This window comes from Pseudocitrobacter sp. 73 (assembly GCF_008369545.1).
In the GTDB taxonomy this organism is placed as follows: domain Bacteria; phylum Pseudomonadota; class Gammaproteobacteria; order Enterobacterales; family Enterobacteriaceae; genus Pseudocitrobacter; species Pseudocitrobacter vendiensis.
On the sequence record NZ_VTZO01000013.1, the window covers coordinates 84573 to 109309 of the forward strand.

At 52.0% G+C, this 24737-nt stretch carries 24 protein-coding genes; 11 read left to right on the forward strand and 13 right to left on the reverse strand.

Going from position 1 to position 24737, the window contains the following annotated elements; genetic code table 11:
- Positions 1-184: 184 nt before the first annotated feature.
- The 4 genes from lldP (at position 185) to trmL (ending at position 4416) form a co-directional block, all read left to right on the forward strand.
- Positions 185-1840, forward strand: a complete 1656-nt coding sequence (lldP, locus tag F0Q32_RS14755) for an L-lactate permease (protein WP_149463684.1) — start codon at positions 185-187, stop codon at positions 1838-1840.
- The gene (gene lldR / locus F0Q32_RS14760) at positions 1837-2613 is read left to right on the forward strand and encodes a transcriptional regulator LldR (protein ID WP_149463685.1); all 777 of its coding nucleotides are present in this window, start codon (positions 1837-1839) and stop codon (positions 2611-2613) included. Before lldP ends, lldR begins: the two co-directional genes overlap by 4 nt.
- Complete coding sequence (gene lldD / locus F0Q32_RS14765; RefSeq protein ID WP_149463686.1) at positions 2610-3800, forward strand: quinone-dependent L-lactate dehydrogenase; 1191 nt, start codon at positions 2610-2612, stop codon at positions 3798-3800. Before lldR ends, lldD begins: the two co-directional genes overlap by 4 nt.
- Before the next feature lie 142 nt (positions 3801-3942).
- Positions 3943-4416, forward strand: a complete 474-nt coding sequence (gene trmL / locus F0Q32_RS14770) for a tRNA (uridine(34)/cytosine(34)/5-carboxymethylaminomethyluridine(34)-2'-O)-methyltransferase TrmL (protein WP_015962495.1) — start codon at positions 3943-3945, stop codon at positions 4414-4416.
- 1 nt (position 4417) lies between these two features.
- On the opposite strand, the gene cysE is transcribed toward trmL, so the two are convergent.
- From cysE to F0Q32_RS14795, 5 genes are all read right to left on the reverse strand, one after another.
- Positions 4418-5239 (reverse strand): serine O-acetyltransferase, encoded by an 822-nt coding sequence (cysE, locus tag F0Q32_RS14775; protein ID WP_015962494.1) that lies wholly within the window; start codon positions 5237-5239, stop codon positions 4418-4420.
- A gap of 79 nt (positions 5240-5318) precedes the next feature.
- Positions 5319-6338, reverse strand: coding sequence for an NAD(P)H-dependent glycerol-3-phosphate dehydrogenase (gene gpsA, locus F0Q32_RS14780; RefSeq protein ID WP_149463687.1), 1020 nt, complete (start codon positions 6336-6338; stop codon positions 5319-5321).
- A complete protein-coding gene (gene secB / locus F0Q32_RS14785; RefSeq protein WP_041686358.1) occupies positions 6338-6805 on the reverse strand; it encodes a protein-export chaperone SecB in 468 nt (155 codons plus the stop codon). Before secB ends, gpsA begins: the two co-directional genes overlap by 1 nt.
- 87 nt (positions 6806-6892) lie before the next feature.
- Entirely contained in the window at positions 6893-7141 is a 249-nt protein-coding gene (gene grxC, locus F0Q32_RS14790) for a glutaredoxin 3 (RefSeq protein WP_149463688.1), read from the reverse strand.
- Positions 7142-7152: 11 nt separating this feature from the next.
- Positions 7153-7584 (reverse strand): rhodanese-like domain-containing protein, encoded by a 432-nt coding sequence (locus tag F0Q32_RS14795; protein ID WP_149463689.1) that lies wholly within the window; start codon positions 7582-7584, stop codon positions 7153-7155.
- 250 nt (positions 7585-7834) lie between these two features.
- Here F0Q32_RS14795 and gpmM point away from each other — a divergent pair, with 250 nt between their 5' ends.
- Genes gpmM through F0Q32_RS14810 form a run of 3 tightly spaced genes read left to right on the forward strand, consistent with a single transcriptional unit; the run spans position 7835 to position 11598 of the window.
- The gene (gpmM, locus tag F0Q32_RS14800; RefSeq protein ID WP_149463690.1) at positions 7835-9382 is read left to right on the forward strand and encodes a 2,3-bisphosphoglycerate-independent phosphoglycerate mutase; all 1548 of its coding nucleotides are present in this window, start codon (positions 7835-7837) and stop codon (positions 9380-9382) included.
- Positions 9383-9391: 9 nt separating this feature from the next.
- On the forward strand, positions 9392-10663 hold the full coding sequence (gene envC / locus F0Q32_RS14805) for a murein hydrolase activator EnvC (protein WP_149463691.1): 1272 nt from the start codon (positions 9392-9394) through the stop codon (positions 10661-10663).
- A 2-nt stretch (positions 10664-10665) separates the two neighbouring features.
- Positions 10666-11598, forward strand: a complete 933-nt coding sequence (locus tag F0Q32_RS14810) for a divergent polysaccharide deacetylase family protein (RefSeq protein ID WP_149463692.1) — start codon at positions 10666-10668, stop codon at positions 11596-11598.
- A gap of 56 nt (positions 11599-11654) precedes the next feature.
- Here F0Q32_RS14810 and F0Q32_RS14815 read toward each other — a convergent pair whose 3' ends face one another.
- The 3 genes from F0Q32_RS14815 to kbl form a co-directional block, all read right to left on the reverse strand.
- Positions 11655-12686: a glycosyltransferase gene (locus F0Q32_RS14815; RefSeq protein ID WP_149463826.1), complete on the reverse strand. Its 1032-nt coding sequence runs from the start codon at positions 12684-12686 to the stop codon at positions 11655-11657.
- 284 nt (positions 12687-12970) lie between these two features.
- Complete coding sequence (gene tdh / locus F0Q32_RS14820) at positions 12971-13996, reverse strand: L-threonine 3-dehydrogenase (protein ID WP_149463693.1); 1026 nt, start codon at positions 13994-13996, stop codon at positions 12971-12973.
- Positions 13997-14005: 9 nt separating this feature from the next.
- Positions 14006-15202 carry a glycine C-acetyltransferase gene (gene kbl, locus F0Q32_RS14825; RefSeq protein WP_149463694.1) on the reverse strand — a complete coding sequence of 399 codons (1197 nt, stop codon included), beginning with the start codon at positions 15200-15202 and terminating at the stop codon, positions 14006-14008.
- A 216-nt stretch (positions 15203-15418) separates the two neighbouring features.
- Here kbl and rfaD point away from each other — a divergent pair, with 216 nt between their 5' ends.
- From rfaD to F0Q32_RS14845, 4 genes are all read left to right on the forward strand, one after another.
- A complete protein-coding gene (rfaD, locus tag F0Q32_RS14830; RefSeq protein WP_149463695.1) occupies positions 15419-16351 on the forward strand; it encodes an ADP-glyceromanno-heptose 6-epimerase in 933 nt (310 codons plus the stop codon).
- Between the two features lie 9 nt (positions 16352-16360).
- A complete protein-coding gene (gene rfaF, locus F0Q32_RS14835; protein WP_149463696.1) occupies positions 16361-17407 on the forward strand; it encodes an ADP-heptose--LPS heptosyltransferase RfaF in 1047 nt (348 codons plus the stop codon).
- Between the two features lie 3 nt (positions 17408-17410).
- Positions 17411-18367: a lipopolysaccharide heptosyltransferase RfaC gene (gene rfaC, locus F0Q32_RS14840; RefSeq protein WP_149463697.1), complete on the forward strand. Its 957-nt coding sequence runs from the start codon at positions 17411-17413 to the stop codon at positions 18365-18367.
- Positions 18368-18505: 138 nt separating this feature from the next.
- Positions 18506-19648, forward strand: coding sequence for an O-antigen ligase family protein (locus F0Q32_RS14845; RefSeq protein ID WP_370516885.1), 1143 nt, complete (start codon positions 18506-18508; stop codon positions 19646-19648).
- A gap of 38 nt (positions 19649-19686) precedes the next feature.
- Here the strand turns inward: F0Q32_RS14845 and F0Q32_RS14850 are convergent, their stop codons facing one another.
- The 5 genes from F0Q32_RS14850 to waaO form a co-directional block, all read right to left on the reverse strand.
- Complete coding sequence (locus F0Q32_RS14850; protein ID WP_149463699.1) at positions 19687-20748, reverse strand: glycosyltransferase family 9 protein; 1062 nt, start codon at positions 20746-20748, stop codon at positions 19687-19689.
- Positions 20749-20797: 49 nt separating this feature from the next.
- Positions 20798-21649, reverse strand: a complete 852-nt coding sequence (gene waaZ / locus F0Q32_RS14855; RefSeq protein ID WP_149463700.1) for a 3-deoxy-D-manno-oct-2-ulosonate III transferase WaaZ — start codon at positions 21647-21649, stop codon at positions 20798-20800.
- Between the two features lie 200 nt (positions 21650-21849).
- Entirely contained in the window at positions 21850-22548 is a 699-nt protein-coding gene (gene rfaY / locus F0Q32_RS14860) for a lipopolysaccharide core heptose(II) kinase RfaY (protein WP_149463701.1), read from the reverse strand.
- A 25-nt stretch (positions 22549-22573) separates the two neighbouring features.
- The gene (locus tag F0Q32_RS14865) at positions 22574-23596 is read right to left on the reverse strand and encodes a glycosyltransferase (protein WP_149463702.1); all 1023 of its coding nucleotides are present in this window, start codon (positions 23594-23596) and stop codon (positions 22574-22576) included.
- Positions 23597-23615: 19 nt separating this feature from the next.
- Positions 23616-24632 carry a lipopolysaccharide 3-alpha-galactosyltransferase gene (gene waaO, locus F0Q32_RS14870; RefSeq protein ID WP_149463703.1) on the reverse strand — a complete coding sequence of 339 codons (1017 nt, stop codon included), beginning with the start codon at positions 24630-24632 and terminating at the stop codon, positions 23616-23618.
- Positions 24633-24737 lie beyond the last annotated feature (105 nt).

The window sequence follows — 24737 nt, forward strand, 5'->3', positions numbered from 1 at the left end:
AGTGGTTCACATTTTCGCTATTTATTCATACAATACCGTTGCTAGAACATAACAATTAGTTAACCATTCATTGTCATTATCCCTACACCATCACATTGGAAGGGCCACTTTTACAAAATCTGTGACGCCGAGATGAGCGCAGACTCACCGCGAAACGGGTTTAGGCCCCCAGGAGACCTGCACAATGAGCCTCTGGCAACAAAACTACGACCCGGCCAATAACATCTGGCTGTCGAGCCTGATAGCATCGCTTCCGATCCTCTTTTTCTTCTTCGCGCTGATTAAGCTCAAGCTGAAAGGCTACATCGCCGCCAGCTGGACCGTCGCCATCGCGCTCGCCGTCGCCCTGCTGTTCTACAAAATGCCGGTGGATAACGCCCTGGCATCGGTGGTGTATGGCTTCTTCTACGGCCTGTGGCCGATTGCCTGGATCATCATCGCCGCCGTTTTTGTCTACAAAATTTCGGTGAAAACCGGGCAGTTCGACATCATCCGTTCATCAATATTGTCAATTACACCCGACCAGCGTTTACAGATGCTGATCGTTGGTTTCTCCTTCGGTGCTTTCCTTGAAGGGGCCGCGGGATTTGGCGCTCCGGTAGCCATTACCGCTGCGCTGTTGGTCGGTTTAGGCTTTAACCCGCTGTATGCCGCGGGTCTGTGTCTGATCGTCAACACCGCGCCGGTCGCCTTTGGCGCGATGGGCATCCCGATTCTGGTTGCCGGGCAGGTCACCGGTCTGGATAGCTTTGAGATTGGCCAGATGGTGGGTCGCCAGTTGCCGTTCCTGACGATTATCGTGCTGTTCTGGATCATGGCGATTATGGACGGCTGGCGCGGGATTAAAGAAACCTGGCCTGCGGTGATGGTTGCGGGCGGTTCGTTCGCGATTGCCCAGTACCTGAGCTCTAACTTTATTGGCCCGGAGCTGCCAGATATTATCTCTTCGCTGGTTTCTCTGGTGTGCCTGACGCTGTTCCTGAAACGCTGGCAGCCGGTACGTATCTTCCGCTTTGGCGATATGGGCGCATCACAGGTCGATCAGACGCTGGCGCGCACCAATTATACCGCCGGGCAGATTGTTCGCGCCTGGTCACCCTTCCTGTTCCTGACCGCCACCGTTACGCTGTGGAGTATTCCGCCGTTTAAAGCCCTCTTCGCACCGGGCGGGGCGATGTACGAGTTTGTAATTAATATTCCGGTTCCGTTCCTCGACAAACTCGTGGCCCGCATGCCGCCTGTTGTGAGCGAAGCTACGGCCTACGCGGCGGTCTACAAATTCGACTGGCTGTCGGCTACAGGTACAGCGATTCTGTTTGCCGCGCTGCTCTCTATCGTCTGGCTGCGCATGAAGCCGAAAGACGCTATCAGCACTTTCGGTACCACACTGAAAGAACTGGCGCTGCCTATCTACTCCATCGGGATGGTGCTGGCCTTCGCGTTTATCTCGAACTACTCCGGCCTCTCTTCAACGCTGGCGCTGGCACTGGCCCATACCGGGCATGCATTTACCTTCTTCTCGCCGTTCCTCGGCTGGCTGGGCGTTTTCCTGACCGGTTCAGACACCTCATCCAACGCCCTGTTTGCCGCGTTGCAGGCCACCGCCGCACAGCAGATTGGCGTTTCTGACGTACTGCTGGTTGCTGCCAATACCACCGGCGGCGTTACTGGCAAGATGATTTCGCCACAGTCCATCGCCATCGCCTGTGCGGCAGTGGGTCTGGTGGGCAAAGAGTCCGATCTGTTCCGCTTTACCGTGAAACACAGCCTGATTTTCACCTGCATGGTGGGCGTAATTACCACGCTTCAGGCCTATGTCTTAACCTGGATGATCCCATGATAGTGATGCCCAGACGCCTGTCCGACGAGATTGCCTCTCGCGTGCGGGCGCTGATTGAAGAACAACAGCTGGAGGCGGGCATGAAGTTGCCCGCTGAACGCCAGTTAGCCGCTCAGCTTGGCGTGTCGCGCAATTCCCTGCGCGAGGCGCTGGCGACACTGGTCAGTGAAGGCGTGCTGCTCAGCCGTCGCGGCGGCGGCACGTTTGTGCGCTGGCCACATGAAGCGTGGTCAGAGCAAAACATCGTTCAGCCGCTAAAAACGCTGCTGGCCGATGACCCGGATTACAGCTTCGATATTCTGGAAGCGCGACACGCCATTGAAGGCAGCACCGCCTGGCACGCCGCCATGCGCGCAACGGATGCCGACAAAGAGAAAATCGCCCTCTGCTTTGAAGCGACGCTCAGTGAAGACCCGGATCTCGCCTCGCAGGCCGATGTGCGTTTTCATCTGGCGATTGCCGAAGCCTCGCACAACGTGGTGCTACTGCAAACCATGCGCGGTTTCTTCGACTTGCTGCAATCCTCAGTCAAACTGAGCCGTCAGCGCATGTATCTGGTGCCGCCGGTCTTCGCCCGCCTGACCGAACAACATCAGGCCATTCTTGATGCCATTGTGGCCGGTGACGCCGAAGGCGCACGCCAGGCGATGATGGCCCATCTAGGTTTCGTTCACACCACCATTAAACGTTTTGATGAAGATCTGGCTCGCCAGGCACGCATCACCCGCCTGCCCGACGACCACGCTGAAAATTCCAGGGAGAAAAAAGCATGATTATTTCAGCCGCGAGTGACTACCGTGCCGCCGCCGAGCGCATTCTGCCGCCGTTCCTGTTCCACTACATCGATGGCGGCGCGTATGCGGAATATACCCTACGCCGCAACGTGGAAGATTTATCTCAGGTCGCCCTGCGCCAGCGCGTACTGAAGAACATGGCCGACCTCAGCCTGGAAACTACGCTGTTTAACGAAAAGCTCTCTATGCCGGTCGCCCTTGCGCCGGTGGGCCTGTGCGGTATGTACGCACGTCGCGGCGAGGTACAGGCTGCGGCAGCTGCCGATGCGCACGGTATTCCATTCACGCTCTCTACTGTATCTGTTTGCCCCATCGAAGAGGTCGCGCCTACCATCAAGCGCCCGATGTGGTTCCAGCTATACGTGCTGCGCGACCGGGGTTTTATGCGTAACGCGCTGGAACGCGCAAAAGCGGCGGGCTGCTCCACGTTGGTGTTTACGGTTGATATGCCAACACCGGGCGCTCGTTATCGTGATGCCCACTCAGGCATGAGCGGCCCAAATGCCGCAATGCGCCGCTACTGGCAGGCTGTCACGCATCCACAATGGTCGTGGGATGTGGGCCTGAACGGGCGTCCGCACGATCTGGGTAATATCTCCGCCTACCTCGGCAAACCGACCGGACTGGAAGATTACATCGGCTGGCTGGCGAACAACTTCGATCCGTCCATTTCGTGGAAAGACCTGGAGTGGATCCGTGAATTCTGGGATGGCCCGATGGTGATCAAAGGGATCCTCGACCCGGAAGATGCGCGCGATGCGGTACGCTTTGGCGCAGACGGTATTGTGGTTTCCAACCATGGTGGCCGCCAGCTGGATGGCGTACTCTCCTCTGCCCGCGCGCTGCCTGCGATTGCCGATGCCGTAAAAGGCGATATCGCGATTCTGGCCGACAGCGGTATTCGTAACGGGCTGGACGTGGTGCGCATGATTGCCCTGGGCGCAGATACCGTTCTGCTGGGCCGCGCATATCTTTATGCGCTTGCCACGGCGGGCCAGGCGGGCGTAGCCAATCTGCTGAGCCTGATTGAGAAAGAGATGAAGGTGGCGATGACGCTGACGGGCGCGAAAACGATCAGCGAAATCAGCCGTGATTCGCTTGTGCAGGAACTGGGGAAAACCTTGCCTGCGGCGCTGGCGCCACTGACGAAGGGGAATGCGGCGTAGGCCCCTCACCCCGGCCCTCTCCCACAGGGAGAGGGAGAAAACCCTCACCCTGCACTATCTGTCCCCTCTCCCTCAGGGAGAGGGTTAGGGTGAGGGTGACGTTATTTTCTGCTATCCTGCCCACCGCACTTAAGGGGGCAGCATGCTTAACATCGTTTTATTCGAACCAGAAATTCCGCCAAATACCGGCAATATCATCCGCCTTTGCGCCAATACCGGCTTTCGTCTGCACATCATCGAACCGATGGGTTTTACCTGGGACGATAAGCGTCTGCGCCGCGCGGGGCTGGATTATCACGAATTTACTGCTGTCACGCGTTATCAAAACTATGACGCGTTTTTTGAGGCAGAGAAACCCCAGCGTCTGTTTGCCCTGACCACCAAAGGTACGCCTGCGCACAGCGCGGTGAGCTACCAGGATGGCGACTATCTGATGTTTGGCCCGGAAACGCGCGGCCTGCCAGCGTCTATTCTGGATGCCCTGCCGCCAGAACAAAAAATTCGTATTCCGATGATGCCGGACAGCCGCAGCATGAACCTGTCTAACGCGGTATCGGTAGTGGTGTATGAAGCATGGCGCCAGTTGGGATATCCGGGCGCCATTTTACGCGGTTAAATCAAATCCCGTCGCCATACTCAAACGTATGGTGAATGCCGTTGAAGTGCTGGTCCATATCCATCGATGGCTTATCGCTGTCTGGCTTACCGACAATACGTGCCGGTACGCCTGCGGCGGTCGTATGCGGCGGCACCGGTTGCAAAACCACAGAGCCCGCGCCAATTTTCGCACCGCGACCAACTTCAATATTGCCAAGAATTTTCGCGCCTGCGCCAATCATTACGCCTTCGCGGATTTTCGGGTGACGATCGCCGCTGGTTTTCCCGGTACCGCCAAGGGTGACGGATTGCAGAATCGAGACGTCGTTTTCAATCACCGCCGTTTCACCCACGACGATCCCGGTAGCGTGGTCGAGCATAATGCCGCGGCCGATTTTCGCAGCCGGGTGAATATCAACCTGGAACGTCACAGAGACCTGATTTTGCAGGAAAATCGCCAGCGCGCGACGCCCCTGCAACCACAGCCAGTGGCCGATTCGGTAGGCCTGCAACGCGTGAAAACCTTTAAGATAAAGCAGCGGCGTTGAGTATTTATCTACCGCCGGGTCGCGCGTGCGCACCGCCTGAATATCACAAGCGGCAGAAGCGATCATTTCCGGGTCAGCCGCGTAGGCCTCTTCAACCACTTCGCGAATGGCGATAGCAGGCATAATCGGCGATGCCAGTTTATTGGCTAACATGTAGCTGAGGGCGCTGCCGAGATTTTCATGCTTGAGTAGCGTCGCGTGATAAAAGCTGGCCAGCATCGGCTCACAATCGGCCAGTGCCCGGGCTTCAGCTTTAATGTTGTTCCAGACAATCTCCAGTTCTTCACACGACATTGCATACTCCAGACGATGATGAATGACCGGCCAGTTCTGTGCCGGCCGGGTCATTTAAGGTGACAAAGGTTTCCTGTATTTACTTGCCGCTGCGTTCGTCCTTGCGAGCACGACCTAATAACGTCAATGCTGCCTCGCGCGCGCTTTTTCCGCAATATAATACCTGATAAATTTCCTCGGTTATTGGCATTTCGACACCCACACGGTGCGCCAATTCGCGAACTTCTTTGGTATTACGGTAACCTTCGACCACCTGGCCGATTTTATCCTGCGCATCCTGAACGTCTGCGCCCTGGCCGAGCGCCATGCCGAAACGACGGTTACGCGACTGGTTGTCAGTACAGGTCAGTACCAGATCGCCCAGCCCTGCCATCCCCATAAAGGTGACAGGATCGGCGCCCAGTGCGGCACCCAGCCGTGACATTTCGGTCAGACCACGGGTGATCAGCGCCGTACGGGCATTCGCGCCAAAACCGATGCCGTCAGAGATCCCCGCGCCAATGGCAATGACGTTTTTCACCGCGCCGCCCAGCTGTACGCCGATAAAATCAGGGTTGCTGTAAACGCGGAAGCTTTTGCCGCAGTGCAGCAGTTGCTGCAAGTCATCAGCAAATACCGGATCGGTTGATGCCAGGGAGATCGCGGTCGGCAAACCGGCCGCCAGCTCTTTGGCAAACGTCGGCCCGGAGATGACCGCCAGCGGGATATCATCGCCAAGGGCTTCGCGCGCGACGTCCTGCAACAGACGCCCCGTTTCCGCTTCCAGCCCTTTCGTCGCCCACACCACGCGCGCATCGCTGCGCATCAGCGGTTTCATCTGGCGCAGCACCAGACCAAAGACATGGCTCGGCACCACCACCAGCACATTGCGGCTGGCGGCCAGCGCCGTCGCGAGATCGCTTTCGAGGTGCAGTGAATCCGGGAAGGGAACATCGGGAAGAAACGCCACGTTGCAGCGGTCACGCTGTAAGGTCGCGATATGTTCAGGATCGTGGCCCCAGAGTACGACCTGGTGGCCGTTTCTTGCCAGCGTGATGGCAAGAGCGGTGCCGTACGAGCCGGCACCGATCACAGTCATTGAAGCATTAAGTGCGTTCATCAGGCATCCTGATGTTGTTCTGCACCTTCACCGGACTGCTGCTGCAAATAGTTCATGAACAGCGCATCAAAGTTAACCGGCGCAAGGTTCAGCTGCGGGAAAGTCCCACGGGAAACCAGGCTGGTGATGCATTCACGCGCATACGGGAACAGAATGTTCGGGCAGTATGCACCCAGGCAGTGCGCCATCTGAGTACCTTCGATACCTTCGATGGAGAAAATACCGCCCTGCTGAACTTCACACAGGAAGCCCGTTTCTTCGCCCAGCGTCGCCGTTACGGTGACACGCAGCACCACTTCAAACACGCCTTCCGCCAGTTGGTTGGAAGCCGTATCAAGATCAAGTTTAACCTCTGGTTGCCAATCTTTCTGGAAAACGTGCGGCGCATTTGGCGCTTCGAAAGATACGTCCTTGGTGTAGATACGCTGGATCTGGAAATTCATTTCAGTGTTGTTTTGCTCAGACATGTGTAAAAACCCTTTCGTGTTGTCCTTAAAATACGCGTTATTCTTCAGGCCGATACGTGTCGGCGTGACGCTCACGCACATGCGCTATTACAGCAGGGGATCAAGTCCACCACGTGCATCAAGCGCATACAAGTCATCACAGCCGCCAATGTGCTGTGCATCAATAAAAATCTGCGGAACCGTCGTGCGGCCACTGCGCTTAATCATCTCTTCGCGTTTTTCCACGTCGCCATCGATCGGCAGCTCCTGGAAAGTAACGCCTTTGCTGCTCAGCAATGCTTTTGCACGATGGCAGAACGGGCAGGTCGCTTTGGTGTAGATTTCGATAGTAGCCATGACAATTATCCTTACTTACCGCGAACTAAAGGAAGATTTTCGCCGCTCCAGCCTGCAATACCTTCTTTAAGCACATAAACCTGTTCAAAACCCGCTTTAAGCAGCGCGTTTGCTGATTCCTGAGCCTGCATGCCAGAGGCGTCGGTGACGATCACCGGCTTGTTCTTGTGCTTGTCTAACTCACCCACGTTGTTGGCTTTCACTTCCGCCGGCAGCAGGTTAACAGAGCCTGCGATGTGGCCTTTACGGAAATCATCGCGCTGACGCAGGTCGACAACCACCGCGTCTTCTTTGTTGATAAGACGTGTAGCTTCACCGCGGGTGATCACTTTAACTTTAGACGCCAGGCCTTTGAATGTGGTGAACAGAACGGCCACCAGTAAGGCGATCCATGCGATGCTCAGCACAGGATGACGGCTAACAAATTGCATAATTTCTTGCATGGGGGGTAACGACTCCCGACTTAATGATTAAAAAACCAGGGAAGGAGTATACCTGTGCAGTGGAGCAAATACAGCCAGGCCGCGCGATGTAATGCATTTTCTGCGGCGTACTCCGGAAAAAATGCCACAAAAGCGCCCTTTCATTGCTTAATCCTTCCTCTTTTTTTGATCTTCAGTGGCTGTTTGATCGATTCAGCTGTAGTAAAATTACGCAAAATTTTTTATCTCCTTCGAGCATGAGGTTGTCGCAATGTCGGTTTCTAAAAAACCTATGGTACTGGTAATCCTTGATGGCTACGGCTATCGCGAAGAACACCAGGATAACGCTATCTTCAGCGCAAAAACCCCTGTCATGGACGCTCTGTGGGCAAAACGTCCTCACACCCTGATCGACGCATCCGGTCTGGAAGTTGGCCTGCCGGATCGTCAGATGGGCAACTCCGAAGTCGGTCACGTTAACCTGGGCGCAGGCCGTATCGTGTATCAGGACCTGACCCGTCTCGACGTGGAAATTAAAGAACGCACTTTCTTCGCTAACCCGGTTCTGTGCGGCGCAGTCGATAAAGCCGCGAAAGCAGGCAAAGCCGTGCACATCATGGGTCTGCTTTCTGCGGGCGGCGTTCATAGCCACGAAGATCACATTCTGGCGATGGTTGAACTGGCCGCCGAACGCGGTGCGGAAAAAATCTATCTGCACGCTTTCCTGGATGGCCGCGACACCCCGCCGCGTAGCGCTGAAGGTTCACTGAAAAAATTCGAAGACAAATTTGCCGCACTGGGCAAAGGCCGCGTGGCGTCCATCATTGGTCGTTACTACGCCATGGACCGCGACAACCGTTGGGATCGCGTTGAACAAGCCTACAACCTGATGACCCAGGCCAAAGGCGAGTTCCAGTTCGACACCGCGGTAGAAGGCCTGCAGGCAGCCTACGCGCGTGATGAAAACGATGAATTCGTGAAAGCGACCGTTATCCGCGCCGCAGGCCAGGCCGATGCCGCAATGGAAGACGGCGATGCGCTGATTTTCATGAACTTCCGTGCTGACCGTGCGCGTGAAATCACCCGCGCCTTCGTAAACGCTGATTTCGACGGTTTCAAACGTCAGAAAGAAGTGAAACTGGGCGACTTCATCCAGTTGACCGAATACGCTGCCGACATCAAAGCACCGTGCGCGTATCCGCCAGCATCTCTGGCAAATACCTTCGGCGAGTGGATGGCGAAGAACGACAAAACCCAGTTGCGTATCTCCGAAACGGAAAAATACGCACACGTCACCTTCTTCTTTAACGGCGGCGTAGAAGAACCGTTCAAAGGCGAAGACCGTATTCTGATCAACTCCCCGAAAGTCGCTACCTATGATTTGCAGCCAGAAATGAGCTCCGAAGAGCTGACCGAAAAACTGGTCGCGGCAATCAAGAGCGGTAAATACGACACCATCATTTGTAACTACCCGAACGGCGACATGGTTGGCCACACCGGTGTGATGGATGCGGCAATCAAAGCCGTTGAAGCACTGGATAATTGTGTTGATCAGGTTGCCAAAGCGGTTGAATCTGTTGGTGGCCAACTGCTCATCACCGCAGACCACGGTAACGCAGAACAGATGCGTGATCCGGCTACCGGCCAGGCGCACACAGCACATACCAACCTGCCCGTTCCGCTGATCTACGTTGGCGAGAAAAATCTGAAAGCTGTCGATGGTGGTAAGCTTTCCGATATCGCGCCGACCATGTTGACGCTGATGGGCATGGAAATCCCGAAAGAGATGACTGGTAAGCCGCTGTTCATCGTGGAATAATCCCTCCCCATGAGGGGAAAGGCGATTTTTGTACTTAAAGGTGCCGCGGTTACGCTGCGGTCCACATTATACGCCAGCGCACTCAGCGCTGGCGTATTGCTGTGCGCGTCATCTGCCCACGCCGACGATCGCTCGCAGCTCCAATCTATTCAGGCCGATATTGCCGCTAAAGAGCGCGCAGTACGCCAGCAACAACAGCAACGTTCCTCTCTGCTCGCGCAACTGAAAGCGCAGGATCAGGCCATCGCCGCCGCCGCGCGTCAGCTTCGCGAAACGCAAGCCACGCTAACGCAGCTCAATAAGCAAATCGACGAAATGAACGCCTCGATTGCGAAGCTGGAAGCACAACGCGCCACGCAGGAGCGTAATCTTGCCGCTCAGCTCGACGCCGCATTCCGTCAGGGTGAACACACCGGTATTCAGCTCATTCTCAGCGGTGAAGAGAGCCAGCGCGGCCAGCGCTTGCAGGCTTACTTTGGCTACCTTAACCAGGCGCGCCAGGAGACCATCGCTGAGCTGAAACAGACACGCGAACTGGTTACCACGCAGAAAGCAGAGCTGGAAGAGAAACAAAGCCAGCAACAAACCCTGCTGTATGAACAAAAAGCGCAGCAGGCGAAACTTGAGCAGGCGCGCAGCGAACGGCAGAAAACTATCGCCGGGCTTGAGTCCTCTATCCAGAAAGGTCAGCAGCAGTTAAGTGAACTGCGGGCTAACGAATCCCGTTTGCGTAACAGCATCGCCCGCGCAGCTGCCGCAGCTAGAGCGCGCGCCGATCGCGAAGCCCGCGAAGCTGATGCGGTTCGCGACCGTCAGAAAGAAGCCACCAGCAAAGGCAAAACCTACAAACCTACCGAAAGCGAACGCTCACTGATGTCGCGTACTGGCGGCCTCGGCGCACCGAGAGGTCAGGCCTACTGGCCGGTTCGCGGCACTACGCTGCACCGCTATGGCGAACAGTTGCAGGGCGAGCTCCGCTGGAAAGGGATGGTGATCAGCGCCTCCGAAGGTACTGAGGTTAAAGCCATCGCCGATGGTCGCGTCATTCTGGCCGACTGGTTGCAGGGTTACGGTTTAGTCGTAGTGGTTGAGCACGGGAAAGGCGATATGAGTCTTTACGGCTATAATCAGAGTGCGCTGGTCAGCGTAGGTACGCAGGTTCGCGCCGGACAGCCGATTGCGCTGGTTGGTAACAGCGGAGGTCAGGGCCGACCGTCGCTCTATTTCGAAATTCGCCGCCAGGGTCAGGCGGTCAATCCACTGCCGTGGTTGGGAAGATAAGTTTGCTTCAATTTCGCAGGATCCTTCTTCTTGGCGCCCTCACCTTAGCGGCGCCAGTCTTTGCGGGGAAGCTGGCGATTGTCATTGATGATTTTGGCTATCGCCCGCACAACGAAAATCAGGTGCTGGCAATGCCGTCAGCCGTTTCCGTCGCCGTTCTCCCCAATGCGCCACATGCCCATGAAATGGCCACCAAAGCGCATAACAGCGGGCATGAAGTGCTCATCCATCTGCCGATGGCGCCACTCAGCAAGCAGCCGCTGGAAAGAGACACGCTGCGTCCGGAAATGAGCAGTGATGAAATCGAACGCATCATTCGCGAAGCGGTAAACAAAGTGCCTTATGCCGTGGGGTTGAACAACCACATGGGCAGCGCGATGACCTCAAGCCTGTTCGGCATGCAGAAAGTGATGCAGGCGCTGAGCCGCTATAACCTTTATTTCCTCGATAGCATGACGATTGGCAACAGCCAGGCGATGCGCGCCGCCAGCGGTACGGGCGTGAAGGTGATTAAACGCAAAGTGTTCCTCGACGATACGCAGAACGAAGCCGATATTCGCCGTCAGTTTAACCGGGCGGTAGAAGTGGCGCGCCGTAATGGTTCGGCGATTGCGATTGGTCACCCGCATCCCTCAACCGTGCGCGTACTGCAACAGATGCTGCCCACATTGCCGTCGGATATCACCCTGGTACGCCCGAGCGATCTGCTTAACGAACCACAGGTGGACACCTCCACGCCAAATCTGACGCCACCGAAAGGCACAACGCCAGACGCACCGCGCAATCCGTTCCGCGGCGTGAAGCTGTGTAAAACGAAGAAAGCGCCGGAGCCGGTTTACGCTACCCAGTTCTTTACCGTGATGGCGGACAGCATCAGCAACAGTACCGTGATGCAGTACCTGCGGCTACAGTGGCAGGGTTGGGATAAGCCGTAACCTGCGAAAATGCCCGGTGGCGCTTCGCTTACCGGGCCTACAGATCTCGCTGAACATCAACGCAGGCTAAGCGCCTTTCGTGCCAACCTGCGGCTCGCCAGACCGCGATCCTGCCAGCTGTATAACCGCACCGACCACAACAGCACCTGATACGCCAGCTTCGGGCTACGAATATTAGCCACCATCCGTTTATACATTCCGGACGCAAATATCTCGGCAATCATCATTTTACGCGTAATCACATCCTGCTCTTTACGCACCGCATGACAAACCCGCAATGCTTCATAGGTTATTTGCTGGTAAAACTCGGGATGCATCTTAATTTTATCCGCATAATCACGATTTAATTTATCCAGCAAGCGGGTAATTTTAATATAATGGCGTTGATAGGAAAGGTTTTTACGCCCAAAACGTTTTTTACGGCTCACCGAAACATCATGCAGGAAATATTTATACAACGATTCTTCAGTATATCGCGCACGTGTAGCGTTATACATAAATTCCGTCGACCAGAGAATATCCTGATGATGCAGTCCGGGTACAAATTTCAGATTACATTGCTTAATTAATTCATGACGATATACACCCATCCAGACCACATGCGTCCAGCGACGGCTGGCTAACGCCATACGCAGCCACGCCGGGCCGCTCATCACGCCGGTTGAGCGGATGCGTTCCTGCGGGATGGATTGCCAGGTTTTGCCGGTTTCACGTTCACACCAGTCGGCATTGCACTGCGCGACGTCGAGATTATCCTGCAACGCCATGGTCATCAGGGTTTCATACATCTGCGGATACGTCACATCGTCGGCATCCACAAACGCGATGTACTCGCCGTGTGCGAGTTCCAGACCGCGATTACGGGCAACCGACGCCCCGGCGTTAGCCTGATGCACCAAACGAACCTGTGGGTAATTCTCGGCATACCAGGTTGCGATATCGACAGAATTATCCGTAGAGCCGTCATTCACAATGATAATTTCCAGCGCCGTCCAGGTTTGCGCCAGCAGCGATTCCATACAGGCTTTAAATGCATCGCCTGCGTTATAAAGGGGGACGATGACACTGAGTGTCCCTGGGCTATTCATCTTTTTCATTACCTGATCACCTTAACGTGTAGGTTACGTTGTACCTTTCTCACCTTAAGATTGAATTAAGGGTGAAAGATATTTCGGCGTCATTCCGTCGATCCGGCGAAGTTTATTTTTATAAACAGGAATTAGCGTGCAACAGAGGGGTTTGTAATGAAATAAGACTAATGCCCGAATACGAAACATTTATGACAATGACAAAGTTTTACATATATCAGGCGATTTTAAGATTACCTTCAGGAAATACGCCTCATGTCTGAAGAGACATGAGGCTATGAGCCTTAATCCCAGCTCAGGATGACTTTACCGGACTGACCCGAACGCATAGCGTCGAAGCCTTTCTGGAAATCATCAATACCATAGTGGTGGGTGATAATCGGCGTTAAATCCAGACCAGACTGAATGAGTGCCGCCATCTTGTACCAGGTTTCGAACATTTCACGACCATAAATCCCTTTGATAAACAGCCCCTTGAAGATGACTTTGGTCCAGTCGATCGACATATCAGACGGCGGAATACCCAGCATCGCAATTCGCCCGCCATGGTTCATGGTGTCGAGCATGGAGCGGAAGGCCGCTGGCGCACCGGACATTTCCAGGCCGACGTCAAAGCCTTCAGTCATACCGAGTTCAGCCATTACGTCAGTCAGGCTCTCTTTAGAGACGTTTACCGCGCGGGTGACACCCATTTTACGCGCCAGGTCCAGACGGTATTCATTCACATCGGTGATAACAACATTGCGCGCACCGACGTGTTTCGCGACCGCCGCCGCCATCACACCAATCGGGCCTGCGCCGGAAACCAGCACATCCTCACCGACCAGGTCGAAAGAGAGTGCCGTGTGTACCGCGTTACCAAACGGGTCAAAAATAGAGGCTAAATCATCGGAAATGTTATCCGGGATTTTGAAGGCGTTGAACGCCGGGATCACCAGATATTCCGCGAAGCAGCCCGGACGATTCACGCCCACGCCAATAGTGTTGCGGCACAGGTGCGTGCGGCCGCCACGGCAGTTACGGCAGTGGCCGCAGGTAATATGGCCTTCACCGGAAACGCGGTCGCCGATTTTAAAGCCTTTCACTTCCTGGCCAATGCCGACCACTTCGCCGACATATTCATGACCGACCACCATCGGAACCGGGATGGTTTTCTGCGACCATTCATCCCAGTTATAAATGTGCACATCCGTACCGCAAATCGCCGTTTTACGGATTTTAATCAGCAGATCGTTATGGCCCACGTCCGGTTTCGGCACGTCGGTCATCCAGATCCCCTCTTCCGCTTTCAGTTTCGACAACGCTTTCATCTGGCTTCCTCAGGCAATCACGCCCAGTTGTTTACCAATGCGGATAAAGGCTTCTACCGCACGTTCGATTTGTTCAGGGGAGTGTGCCGCCGACATCTGGGTGCGAATACGCGCCTGACCTTTCGGCACTACCGGATAGAAGAAACCGGTCACGTAGATCCCCTCTTTTTGCAGCAGGCGAGCGAAATCCTGCGCCACAACCGCATCGCCCAGCATTACCGGGATAATTGCGTGATCGGCACCCGCCAGAGTAAACCCTGCGGCGCTCATTTTTTCACGGAACAGACGGGCGTTAGCCCACAGGCGATCGCGCAGTTCAGCGCCGGACGCCACCATTTCCAGCACTTTGATAGAAGCTGAAACAATCGCCGGGGCCAGCGAGTTGGAGAACAGATACGGGCGAGAGCGCTGGCGCAGCCACTCAACCACCTCTTTACGCGCCGCGGTGTAGCCACCGGATGCGCCACCGAGCGCTTTGCCCAGCGTGCCAGTGATAATGTCCACACGGCCCATCACGTCGCAATATTCGTGGGAGCCACGGCCGTTTTCACCAACAAAACCGACGGCGTGAGAGTCATCGACCATCACCAGCGCATCGTACTTGTCGGCCAGGTCGCAGACGCCTTTCAGGTTGGCAATCACGCCGTCCATCGAGAACACGCCGTCGGTGGCGATCAGTACATGACGCGCCCCGGCATCACGCGCCTCTTTCAGACGCGCTTCCAGTTCCTGCATATCGTTGTTGGCGTAGCGGAAGCGCTTCGCTTTACACAGGCGCACACCGTCAATGATGGAGGCGTGGTTCAGGGCGTCGGAGATAATCGCATCTTCCGGGCCGAGCAGCGTTTCAAACAGACCGCCGTTGGCGTCAAAACAGGAGGAATAGAGAATCGCGTCTTCCATACCAAGGAATTCCGCCAGTTTCTGCTCCAGCACTTTGTGGTTATCCTGGGTGCCGCAAATAAAGCGCACCGATGCCATACCGAAACCGTGGCTGTCGAGGCCCGCTTTCGCGGCGGCAATCAGCGCCGGATGGTTCGCCAGGCCAAGGTAGTTATTGGCGCAGAAGTTAATCACGTGGCTGCCATCACCCACGGTGATATCCGCCTGCTGAGCTGACGTGATAATACGTTCTTCTTTAAACAACCCTTCCGCGCGGGCGGTATCCAGGTCACCGGCTAACTGTTTGTAAAAATCACCACGCATTGCAACTCTCCAGATTCGGCAAATGTCGGCACATATTACCTAAAGCTATACGTATGTACGAGATGACGCAGCACCAGTTACATTTTTTGTAGCATAAATCACGCGTCGCCCGGGGCTTTGACGGCGAAAGGCTGAAGGCGGGTCGATGTGATGTTATGATAAGAGTCATTAGCGCCCTGGATTGTCCAGGGTACTCACATTTCAAAGGTTACATTTATGATCATCGTTACCGGCGGCGCTGGCTTTATCGGCAGCAACATCGTTAAAGCGCTCAATGACAAAGGTATCACCGACATTCTGGTGGTAGATAACCTGAAAGACGGCACTAAGTTCGTAAACCTTGTCGACCTGGATATCGCCGATTATATGGATAAAGAAGATTTTCTGATCCAGATTATGGCGGGCGAAGAGTTCGGTGAAATCGACGCTATCTTCCATGAAGGCGCCTGCTCTTCCACCACCGAGTGGGACGGCAAGTACATAATGGATAACAACTATCAGTACTCCAAAGAGCTGCTGCACTACTGCCTGGAGCGCGAAATTCCGTTCCTGTACGCCTCTTCCGCAGCCACCTACGGCGGTCGCACCAGCGACTTCATCGAATCCCGCGAATATGAGAAACCGCTGAACGTTTACGGCTACTCGAAGTTCCTGTTCGACGAATATGTCCGTCAGATCCTGCCAGAAGCGAACTCGCCGATTGTCGGCTTCCGTTACTTCAACGTCTACGGCCCACGCGAAGGCCACAAAGGCAGCATGGCGAGCGTGGCGTTCCATCTCAACACTCAGTTGAATAACGGCGAAAGCCCGAAACTGTTCGAAGGCAGCGATGGCTTCAAACGCGATTTCGTCTATGTGGGCGACGTGGCAGATGTGAACCTGTGGTTCTGGGAAAACGGTGTATCCGGCATCTACAACCTGGGTACCGGTCGCGCGGAATCCTTCCAGGCCGTGGCGGATGCTGCACTGGCGTATCACAAAAAAGGCACGCTGGAATACATTCCGTTCCCGGAAAAACTGAAAGGCCGCTACCAGGCATATACGCAGGCAGACCTGACTAACCTGCGTGCTGCGGGTTACGACAAACCGTTCAAAACCGTTGCCGAAGGTGTGGCGGAATATATGGCCTGGTTGAACCGCGACGCGTAAGAAACCAACATGAAGATACTGGTGATTGGCCCATCATGGGTGGGCGACATGATGATGTCGCAAAGTCTCTATCGCACGCTCAGGGCGCGTTATCCCCAGGCTGTCATTGATGTGATGGCACCCGCGTGGTGCCGTCCGCTTTTAGCACGTATGCCGGAAGTCAACGACGCGATCCCGATGCCGCTCGGCCACGGGGCGCTGGAGTTGGGCGAACGTCGCAGGCTGGGTCACAGCCTGCGTAACCGCCGCTATGACCGCGCGTACGTGCTGCCAAATTCGTTTAAATCGGCACTGGTTCCCTTCTTTGCCGGTATTCCTCTGCGTACAGGCTGGCGTGGCGAAATGCGCTATGGCCTGCTCAACGACGCGCGCGTACTGGATAAAGACGCCTGGCCGCTGATGGTCGAGCGTTATGTGGCGCTGGCCTTTGATAAAGGCGTGATGCGCTGCGCGAAAGATTTACCGCAGCCGCTGCTGTGGCCACAGTTGCACGTTGCCGAAGGCGAGAAATCGCAGATGTGCAACACCTTCAATATCTCCTCTGAACGCCCGATAATTGGCTTCTGCCCTGGCGCAGAGTTCGGCCCGGCGAAGCGCTGGCCGCACTACCATTACGCTGAACTGGCGAAACAGCTGATCGACGAAGGCTATCAAATCGCGCTGTTTGGCTCCGCGAAAGATCATGAGGCCGGCAATGAAATCCTCGCCGCGCTGAGTACCGAACAGCAGGCATGGTGTCGTAACCTGGCCGGAGAAACCCAGCTGGAACAGGCTGTGGTCCTGATTGCCGCCTGCAAAGCGGTTGTCACCAATGACTCCGGTCTCATGCACGTCGCCGCTGCCCTGAACCGCCCGCTGGTTGCCCTTTACGGCCCCAGCAGCCCGGATTTCACTCCGCCGCTGTCGAACAAAGCCCGCGTCATTCGTCTGATTACCGGCTACCACAAAGTGCGAAAAGGTGATGCCGCAGAAGGCTACCATCAAAGCCTGATCGACATCACACCAGCCCGTGTGCTGGAAGAGCTGAACGCCCTGCTGCTGGACGAGGAAGCCTGACGGATGCGGGTATTGATCGTAAAAACCTCCTCGATGGGCGACGTATTGCATACATTGCCCGCACTGACTGACGCCATGCAGGCAATTCCGGGCATTCGCTTCGACTGGGTGGTCGAGGAAGGGTTCGCGCAGATCCCTTCGTGGCACGAAGCCGTCGAGCGCGTTATCCCGGTGGCGATTCGTCGCTGGCGCAAAGCGTGGTTCTCCGCGCCGATTAAAGCCGAGCGCAAAGTGTTTCGCGAGACGCTTCAGGCGGTGAAATACGATGCGGTGATTGATGCGCAGGGGCTGGTGAAAAGCGCCGCGCTCGTCACACGCCTGGCCCACGGCATCAAGCACGGCATGGACTGGCAAACTGCCCGCGAACCGCTGGCAAGCCTGTTCTATAACCGTCGTCATCATATTGCGAAGCAGCAACACGCCGTCGAACGCACGCGTGAATTGTTTGCTAAAAGCCTGGGTTACGCGAAGCCGCAAACGCAGGGTGATTACGCGATTGCACGTCATTTCCTGACGCAAACCGCGACCGAGCCTTACGTCGTATTCCTGCATGCCACCACGCGCGATGACAAACACTGGCCGGAAACACACTGGCGAGAGTTAATTGGCTTGCTGAAAGAGAGCGGGCTAAAGGTGAAGTTGCCGTGGGGCGCGCCGCACGAAGAAGCGCGGGCAAAGCGGTTAGCGGAAGGATTTGATTATGTCGAAGTACTGCCGCGCCTGAGCCTCGAAGCCATCGCACATGTTCTGGCTGGCGCAAACTATGTTGTCTCGGTGGACACGGGGCTTAGCCATTTAACGGCGGCACTGGATCGACCCAATATTACGTTGTATGGCCCAACGGACCCTGGGTTAATTGGTGGTTATGGGAAGAACCAGGTCGCGTGCTGTTCTACCAATGGTGATTTAGCACATCTGACTGCAAACGCCGTATGGCATGAGATCTCAGCCCTTAAATAAAGGACCAGTATGTTAGCCTCTACAACCGTACCAGGCTGGAAGGGTTATACCCAAAAAACCGCTTCTGTCCTGGAAATCATCACATTTGCGCTCTGTGCTGTGACATTAATTACCGCGCTAATTAATAATAACTTAAGCATGAAGTTATTTAATATTACCGGGATTCTGGCCATATTGACGTTAATCGCAAGGGGAAAAACAGCCGCGCTAACAGGCAAAGCCTGCATTCTTCCAGCGGCTATCTTACTGATCGGTATCGTAGATGTTATCTGGTATTCCCTGTTCAAAGTGGATAACTCACCCTTTCGGGCCACGTATCACAGCTATCTGAACACCGCGAAAATCTTTCTGTTCGGAACATTTATTGTTCTACTGGCATCGACATCAAAATTTAAAGTAAAGAAGGATGCGCTGCTTTATCTCTTTTACGCAGTGTCATTTATTATTTTTGGCTATGCCGCCTGGCTTAAATTTAATGCCGGTATGGCGCGGATTGATTTCGGTATCGGTACGGCAACGGGCGCGGCCTACTCCATCATGCTGATTGGCATTATCAGCGCGATATCAATTCTCTACGTCGAGAAAAGCCATCCTCTGCTGTTTCTGCTGAATACTGCTGCTATCTTCACGGCGCTAATCTTCACGCAAACTCGCTCTGCGGTACTGCTATTCCCGGTAATTTGTGCCATCACGCTGGTGCTCTACTTTAGTAAGGCACCCAAAAAGCTCTTTTTATCCGTTATTACTTTCCTCGCTTTACTCGTTGTCCTGAGCTTCATCTTCAGTAAGCCGATATCTCAACGCTATGAAAGTGCAATGCACGATATCGAGAAATACCAGACCAAAAACAACAGCCAGTCTTCATTAGGCGCACGCCTGGCGATGTATCAGGTCGGGTTTGATATTTTTGAAGAGGCGCCGCTGGCATGGCGCAGTGCGGAGGAACGCGCTCAGAGCGCGAAGGCATTGGTTGCAAAGGATAAATCATTGATGGGAATAATGCCCTTCCTCAATGTGCACCTGCATAATGAGTTTATTGAAGCGGGCTCGCTGAAAGGACTGGTGGGGGTATTATCAACGCTGCTGTTCTATGCCGGATTATTCTACGCCGTCTATTACTACCGTTCGCTCGGCCTGTTTACGTTTACTCTGGCCGTCATTGGCCTGGGGTTAAGCGATGTACTGATCTGGTCACGCAGTGTGCCAATCATTATTATCTGCGGTACAACGGTACTGCTCTTCTTCCAGAGCCAGCGAGAACTCCCCGCCAGACCGGAATAATAAAACCAAAAAAAAGTGAGCCATAATGGCTCACTTTTTTACTGGAATAAGCGTTTTAAAGCATCCAGCAAGACTGTCTCTTTGATATCGCATGCGCTACAGGTTGGCGATATCACCTGCTGCGCTCGTAGATTATTCGGTGCCCAAATGATCGGTGACGGATAATCTTCATGCCTCGCTTTCGGATAAAAGGCTAGCGTGGGTCTGTCATAAGCAGAAGCAATATGAACCAGCGCAGTATCAACGGAGATAACGTACTGGCAATATTTAGTCAGCGCGACGGCGTGGATGAAATCTTTAAAGGGCAGCGTCTCGATATTCTCAACCGGGATCAGCGGAAGGTCTTTTGGATGCCCCGTATAAATAATTCGCAGTTCCGGATGATTCTCTTTTAACCAGCTATCGATAAGCTGGATTTGCTGATTCGACATCCGACAAATTTTCTTTGCTCCGATGGGATTAACAATCACCACCTTTGAATCCCCGACAAACTCTTGTAACTGCTGTTCCACATCAGCAGGAAGCGGTAAATCATAACGCTCATCGTACTGAACGCCTTCGCCGAAGAGATGCTCACAGATAACGCGTGTACGCGTGGCCATGTGCTCCGTTAGCTGCTCATCATGCGGATGATAGCTGGAGTAGTAGCGTTTGTACCACTTATCAAAGCCAAGGATATAATGCTTTCTTAATCCTGACAGAAGCAGCGCATGGCCGAAGCTGGGCTGCGTTTCAAAAGGATCCAACACAACATCGAATTGATGCCGCGCAAGCTCCCCGCGCAGCTTCAGAACGTCCGGAATATTATTTGAATCTTTGATAAAGAAGTGGGTAATGCCTGGGTTGGCTTTCAAAAATGCATGCCCGACACCACAGGAGATAATAGATAAAGATATATTTCTCTCAGCGAGAGCACGATAAAGTGCACTCAATACAATAAGATCGCCGAGCTTACTATTATCATGAATAAGCAAACAGCTTTTGATACAGTTTGCAGGTACAGGACTCACACCTTTAGATCTAAAAAGAAAAGAGAGAAAGTTGATTTTAATTTTATTTATTAATAATCTTTTTTTCTTATGAAATGTTCCAAGGCGCATCTTGTTTACCAGCACATGGTTTTATTGAACAAAAGGTTCTTGATGTTGATCATGCATGAACACGCGTATCGTCAGAAGTGAATTTTTTTTTAGCATTCACACTCTTTTGAGGCGCCGCATCAGCCAGCTCTGAGACTTTGATAAAAGGAATAATGTCGTAACTGATTGCGGTGTCATCAGACAGATTATAGATACGCATATCAGGCACGTTGTGGCTCATAAACTCAAAGAACGGCAAAATTTTATGCAGATCTTTACTGAGCTCAGACGGCATCGGATTATTGCTTTCATCGTAAAAACGCTGACAGGTACCGGTAAGATCGAGTCCGGAACATACAATCCGCGAATAACATAACGAGTAAGCAATCTGAATCGCCGTATAGGCAACGGTATGGCATGAGCAGTAACCAATCGCTATATCCTTACAAAAACCAACAAGGCGTCCTCTCTTCGAAAAGGGTACCTTAATCAATAAATTGCGATACAAGCGTCTTAACACCGCGAGTTTAATTTTCTTCGCTATTCCACCCTTCTCGCGCTTATAAAATGCTTTGAGGATATGGCAATTTTCGCGAAGATATTTTTTATCCTCTTCTGAGGCCTCTTCATAAACATCCGTGTTTACGATCGTAAAGCGACTACCGCGGCTGAAACGGTAGAAATCGTCACGCCGTTGATGCAAAAAACGCGCATCCGTCAAAATGTAGATGAATGGCGCAATATTATGACTGAGTAGATAGTCTGCAGAGCCATTTACTGTGATGACATCTTTACTTTCTAGTACAGAAAGTGGCGTCTTCTTTGATGTTGGGCCTGACAGAAAAATGATCGCATCGTCCGATGTTTTCTGCTCAATCAGGCTCTGAACATCAGCATGTGTAATATATTTAATGTGTTTCATAAAAAACCTGTAGAGATAGGCTACTTTTCGCCGGCAAATGCAGCAAACTTAAACTACGATGAACTCCACAAAAACGTATAAAGCATATACAATTAAAACCAGGGTTTGTCCACAGTTGACTCTATATTTCTGGATCATCAATAATTTTTAAGTATAAATTTTTCTAAAACTATTGGTGACGCATATAATAACTAATGAGTTTACCGAACTTCTTTTCCTTTAAGTCTTCTAATAAAATTACGGAACTTTTTCTTAAAAATAAGGCGATAGTAACCTGCATCTTTAACCTCATTAACAATGCCATAATGACGTTCAAGATCAATACGGTCCTTGGCCATGCGCATAGACGAAGGGGACTTACCCGATAAATCAATAATCCTGACAACGCCATCTTCAATGATAAAGTTGCCTTTGTGCGGATCGCCAGAAACCATACCGTGCTGATGTAATCCGGAAATTGATGCTTTTATTTTCTGTTTAAGTTCATCGTCAATTTCAGGAATATCAACCAGTTCAACACCTTCAATATACTCAATCAGCATGATGTAGTAATGCGCAAAGCGTAACGTTTTCTTCTCCGCTAAGAGATAGAAATCGTTAACAGAGTCGAGGCCTTCTTTTCTGACACGCTCAGTTTGTTCGAACAGTTTCTCGTAGTAATCGCCCTTTACCATTGCTTTCAGGAAACGTTCATTCTGCTTAACTTTTGGTGCAAAGATTTTTAAGATCATTTTCCCGTACTGGGTATCGATCAACAAAACCTTAGTATCTTCAATATTACGGAAGACCTTTATAATTTTTATATTGTAGGATAAAAAATCGTTAAACACATCGATGTATTTTTCACCATCTGATTTTGTGAAAACGACATAATCATTAATGTGATGTTTAATACTCATAATAAACCAAAAGTTAATAAAATATTCAGCGAATGGAATGTTTTCTCAGTAGATAAGACACGCCAGCCACAAATCCGGAGTAATATTTGTGTTGAACAAGCAGATGTTTGTAGCGTTTTTTCAATTCAACAATCGTCTGTGCATCGCGAGGTGGCTGGTCTTTCCAGGGTGATACCGCAAGTGCCTGCAAGTAATAACGTACAGATGGGTAAACAGCCCACTTATGCCACGGTTTGGTAACACCGGTATAATGGATAAGTACCGTTTCATCAAAGATAGTTTCTTTATACTTTTGATGCGTTCTGTCTTTTAGCTCACTTTTTATTGTATAAATAGTATTAAATTTCCTCGGCAGGAACTTTATTTTTCCTTTAAGTAAAATATTTAATACGTCCTGATCAGGATATTTATAGACAATATTGTCGTAGTTTTCATGTGTCAGCATTGCCAGAATTCGGTGAGTTAAATCATTTTTCACCCACTCCTGCAAGTTGGCATAAACCACACCAGAGTTAAAATAGTTTCCCTGAAGTTCAGGGTCTTTTAACCGATCGACCACTTTTTTCTGCATCGAGTCGACATCTTTTACAACTGCCGCAATCGTTTCGGTCAGATCACAGGCGGCGAGGTCATCAAGTCGCCCTTTACAGAACACATCTGCATCCAGATAAAGCAGTTTATCCAGTTTGTTGCTAAAGAGTTCGAACGCAAATAACCGGAAGTACATGGCGCGAGACCAGACTTTGGTTCTCGGCAGACAGTCCAGCCTTTCGGCATTGATCAAGTATAAACTTATTTTAAGTTTATACTTTTTAGCTAATGCTTCGATATTAGTAAGAAAAGATGAGTTATACTCATCAGCAACAATATGATAATTGATATCGATACTGTTATTGATAACGACAGACGTAATAGAAATACCGACCCAATCGAGGTAATTTCGGTCTACGCCATACGCAATGTTAAGCACATCATTATCATCATGAGTATGAGTTCTATCATCAAAGACTTTATACTCAGATATTTCAATTACAGGAAGTGAGTTCACAGCATCACCTATATATATATTATTTTGTGATTTTCTTTTTAAAATAAAGAATGTAACTCAATGTACCTTTAACAAATTGCTTCTGATGGAGCTGATGCTTGGCACAGTATCGGTATTGGGCAGCGGTTTTCGGTGCCAGCAATGCATCATCCTTCCATGGTGAATGATTTTTTGCATTCAGAAAACAGGCTGAAACCGGATAGTCTCCCCAAAGGTGCCACGGTTTCGTTGGGCCGATGTAATGAATAAACACCGTTTTATCATTCACGGGCCTTACAACGGATTTTTTCAATTCATAGTTGAGACTGTACTGCGTATTAAACTTCGGATTAATAAAGCGCGCTTTGCCCACCAGCAGCATGTTCAGGACATCCTGATCAAGGTGCGTTATCTTGCGGGTAACTTCTGGGTCCCGCAGCATTTCAATCGCTTGTTTCGATATCTCTTCAGCATTCCAGGCTGCGATGTTAATGAGCAGGAAGCCGGCATTAAAGTAACCTTCAGCCAGGCCCGGCGTCGACAGCGTTTCCGCGCGTTTTGTCCACCACGCGGTATTGCCTTCCATCACCACAGCAGCAATCTCATTATCGGCAAAGCGAAGGTCGATCAACTCCTGAATACTTCCTTTGCAGCCAATATCTGCATCCAGATAAAGCACTTTATCGCTTTTACCTGCAAAATAATCGGCGATGATGAAGCGGAAGTACGTCGCGTAACTCCAGTTTTTGGTGCTGGGTAAGGACTTCAGCGTATCGCAATTCACCAGATAGATAACAATGCGAGTCTGATATTGCTTCGCGAGCGCAGCAAACTTATCCCGCACGCTGTCGGTCAGAAAATCAGTAAAAACGTGAAACGCCAGACGACTATTGCGATTAGCAAACAGGATTGATGCCATTGAAATACCGCAACCGTACAGGAAGTTTTTATCAATCCCGTAAGCAATATCGAATGCGCTACCCTCTGAATCAGGCAGATAATTATAATCATTGACTGAGAGAATGACGTCTCTCTCATCAAAGTAAGTCTGGTTCATTAATCACTCTTTCTCATCAGCGCGATGAATCAACGTTTCGCAATTGTGTTATCTGTTGTTATGGCTAACCGACAGGCTTGCAGAATAAATCGTAGGTTAGATTTT

Excerpts from the sequence above, each read along its gene's own strand:
- lldP (WP_149463684.1), top strand. The coding sequence starts at position 185 with ATGAGCCTCTGGCAACAAAACTACGACCCGGCCAATAACATCTGGCTG.
- lldR (WP_149463685.1), top strand. The coding sequence starts at position 1,837 with ATGATAGTGATGCCCAGACGCCTGTCCGACGAGATTGCCTCTCGCGTG.
- lldD (WP_149463686.1), top strand. The coding sequence starts at position 2,610 with ATGATTATTTCAGCCGCGAGTGACTACCGTGCCGCCGCCGAGCGCATT.
- trmL (WP_015962495.1), top strand. The coding sequence starts at position 3,943 with ATGCTTAACATCGTTTTATTCGAACCAGAAATTCCGCCAAATACCGGC.
- cysE (WP_015962494.1), bottom strand. The coding sequence starts at position 5,239 with ATGTCGTGTGAAGAACTGGAGATTGTCTGGAACAACATTAAAGCTGAA.
- gpsA (WP_149463687.1), bottom strand. The coding sequence starts at position 6,338 with ATGAACGCACTTAATGCTTCAATGACTGTGATCGGTGCCGGCTCGTAC.
- secB (WP_041686358.1), bottom strand. The coding sequence starts at position 6,805 with ATGTCTGAGCAAAACAACACTGAAATGAATTTCCAGATCCAGCGTATC.
- grxC (WP_149463688.1), bottom strand. The coding sequence starts at position 7,141 with ATGGCTACTATCGAAATCTACACCAAAGCGACCTGCCCGTTCTGCCAT.
- F0Q32_RS14795 (WP_149463689.1), bottom strand. The coding sequence starts at position 7,584 with ATGCAAGAAATTATGCAATTTGTTAGCCGTCATCCTGTGCTGAGCATC.
- gpmM (WP_149463690.1), top strand. The coding sequence starts at position 7,835 with ATGTCGGTTTCTAAAAAACCTATGGTACTGGTAATCCTTGATGGCTAC.
- envC (WP_149463691.1), top strand. The coding sequence starts at position 9,392 with ATGAGGGGAAAGGCGATTTTTGTACTTAAAGGTGCCGCGGTTACGCTG.
- F0Q32_RS14815 (WP_149463826.1), bottom strand. The coding sequence starts at position 12,686 with ATGAATAGCCCAGGGACACTCAGTGTCATCGTCCCCCTTTATAACGCA.
- tdh (WP_149463693.1), bottom strand. The coding sequence starts at position 13,996 with ATGAAAGCGTTGTCGAAACTGAAAGCGGAAGAGGGGATCTGGATGACC.
- kbl (WP_149463694.1), bottom strand. The coding sequence starts at position 15,202 with ATGCGTGGTGATTTTTACAAACAGTTAGCCGGTGACCTGGATACCGCC.
- rfaD (WP_149463695.1), top strand. The coding sequence starts at position 15,419 with ATGATCATCGTTACCGGCGGCGCTGGCTTTATCGGCAGCAACATCGTT.
- rfaF (WP_149463696.1), top strand. The coding sequence starts at position 16,361 with ATGAAGATACTGGTGATTGGCCCATCATGGGTGGGCGACATGATGATG.
- rfaC (WP_149463697.1), top strand. The coding sequence starts at position 17,411 with ATGCGGGTATTGATCGTAAAAACCTCCTCGATGGGCGACGTATTGCAT.
- F0Q32_RS14845 (WP_370516885.1), top strand. The coding sequence starts at position 18,506 with ATGAAGTTATTTAATATTACCGGGATTCTGGCCATATTGACGTTAATC.
- F0Q32_RS14850 (WP_149463699.1), bottom strand. The coding sequence starts at position 20,748 with ATGCGCCTTGGAACATTTCATAAGAAAAAAAGATTATTAATAAATAAA.
- waaZ (WP_149463700.1), bottom strand. The coding sequence starts at position 21,649 with ATGAAACACATTAAATATATTACACATGCTGATGTTCAGAGCCTGATT.
- rfaY (WP_149463701.1), bottom strand. The coding sequence starts at position 22,548 with ATGAGTATTAAACATCACATTAATGATTATGTCGTTTTCACAAAATCA.
- waaO (WP_149463703.1), bottom strand. The coding sequence starts at position 24,632 with ATGAACCAGACTTACTTTGATGAGAGAGACGTCATTCTCTCAGTCAAT.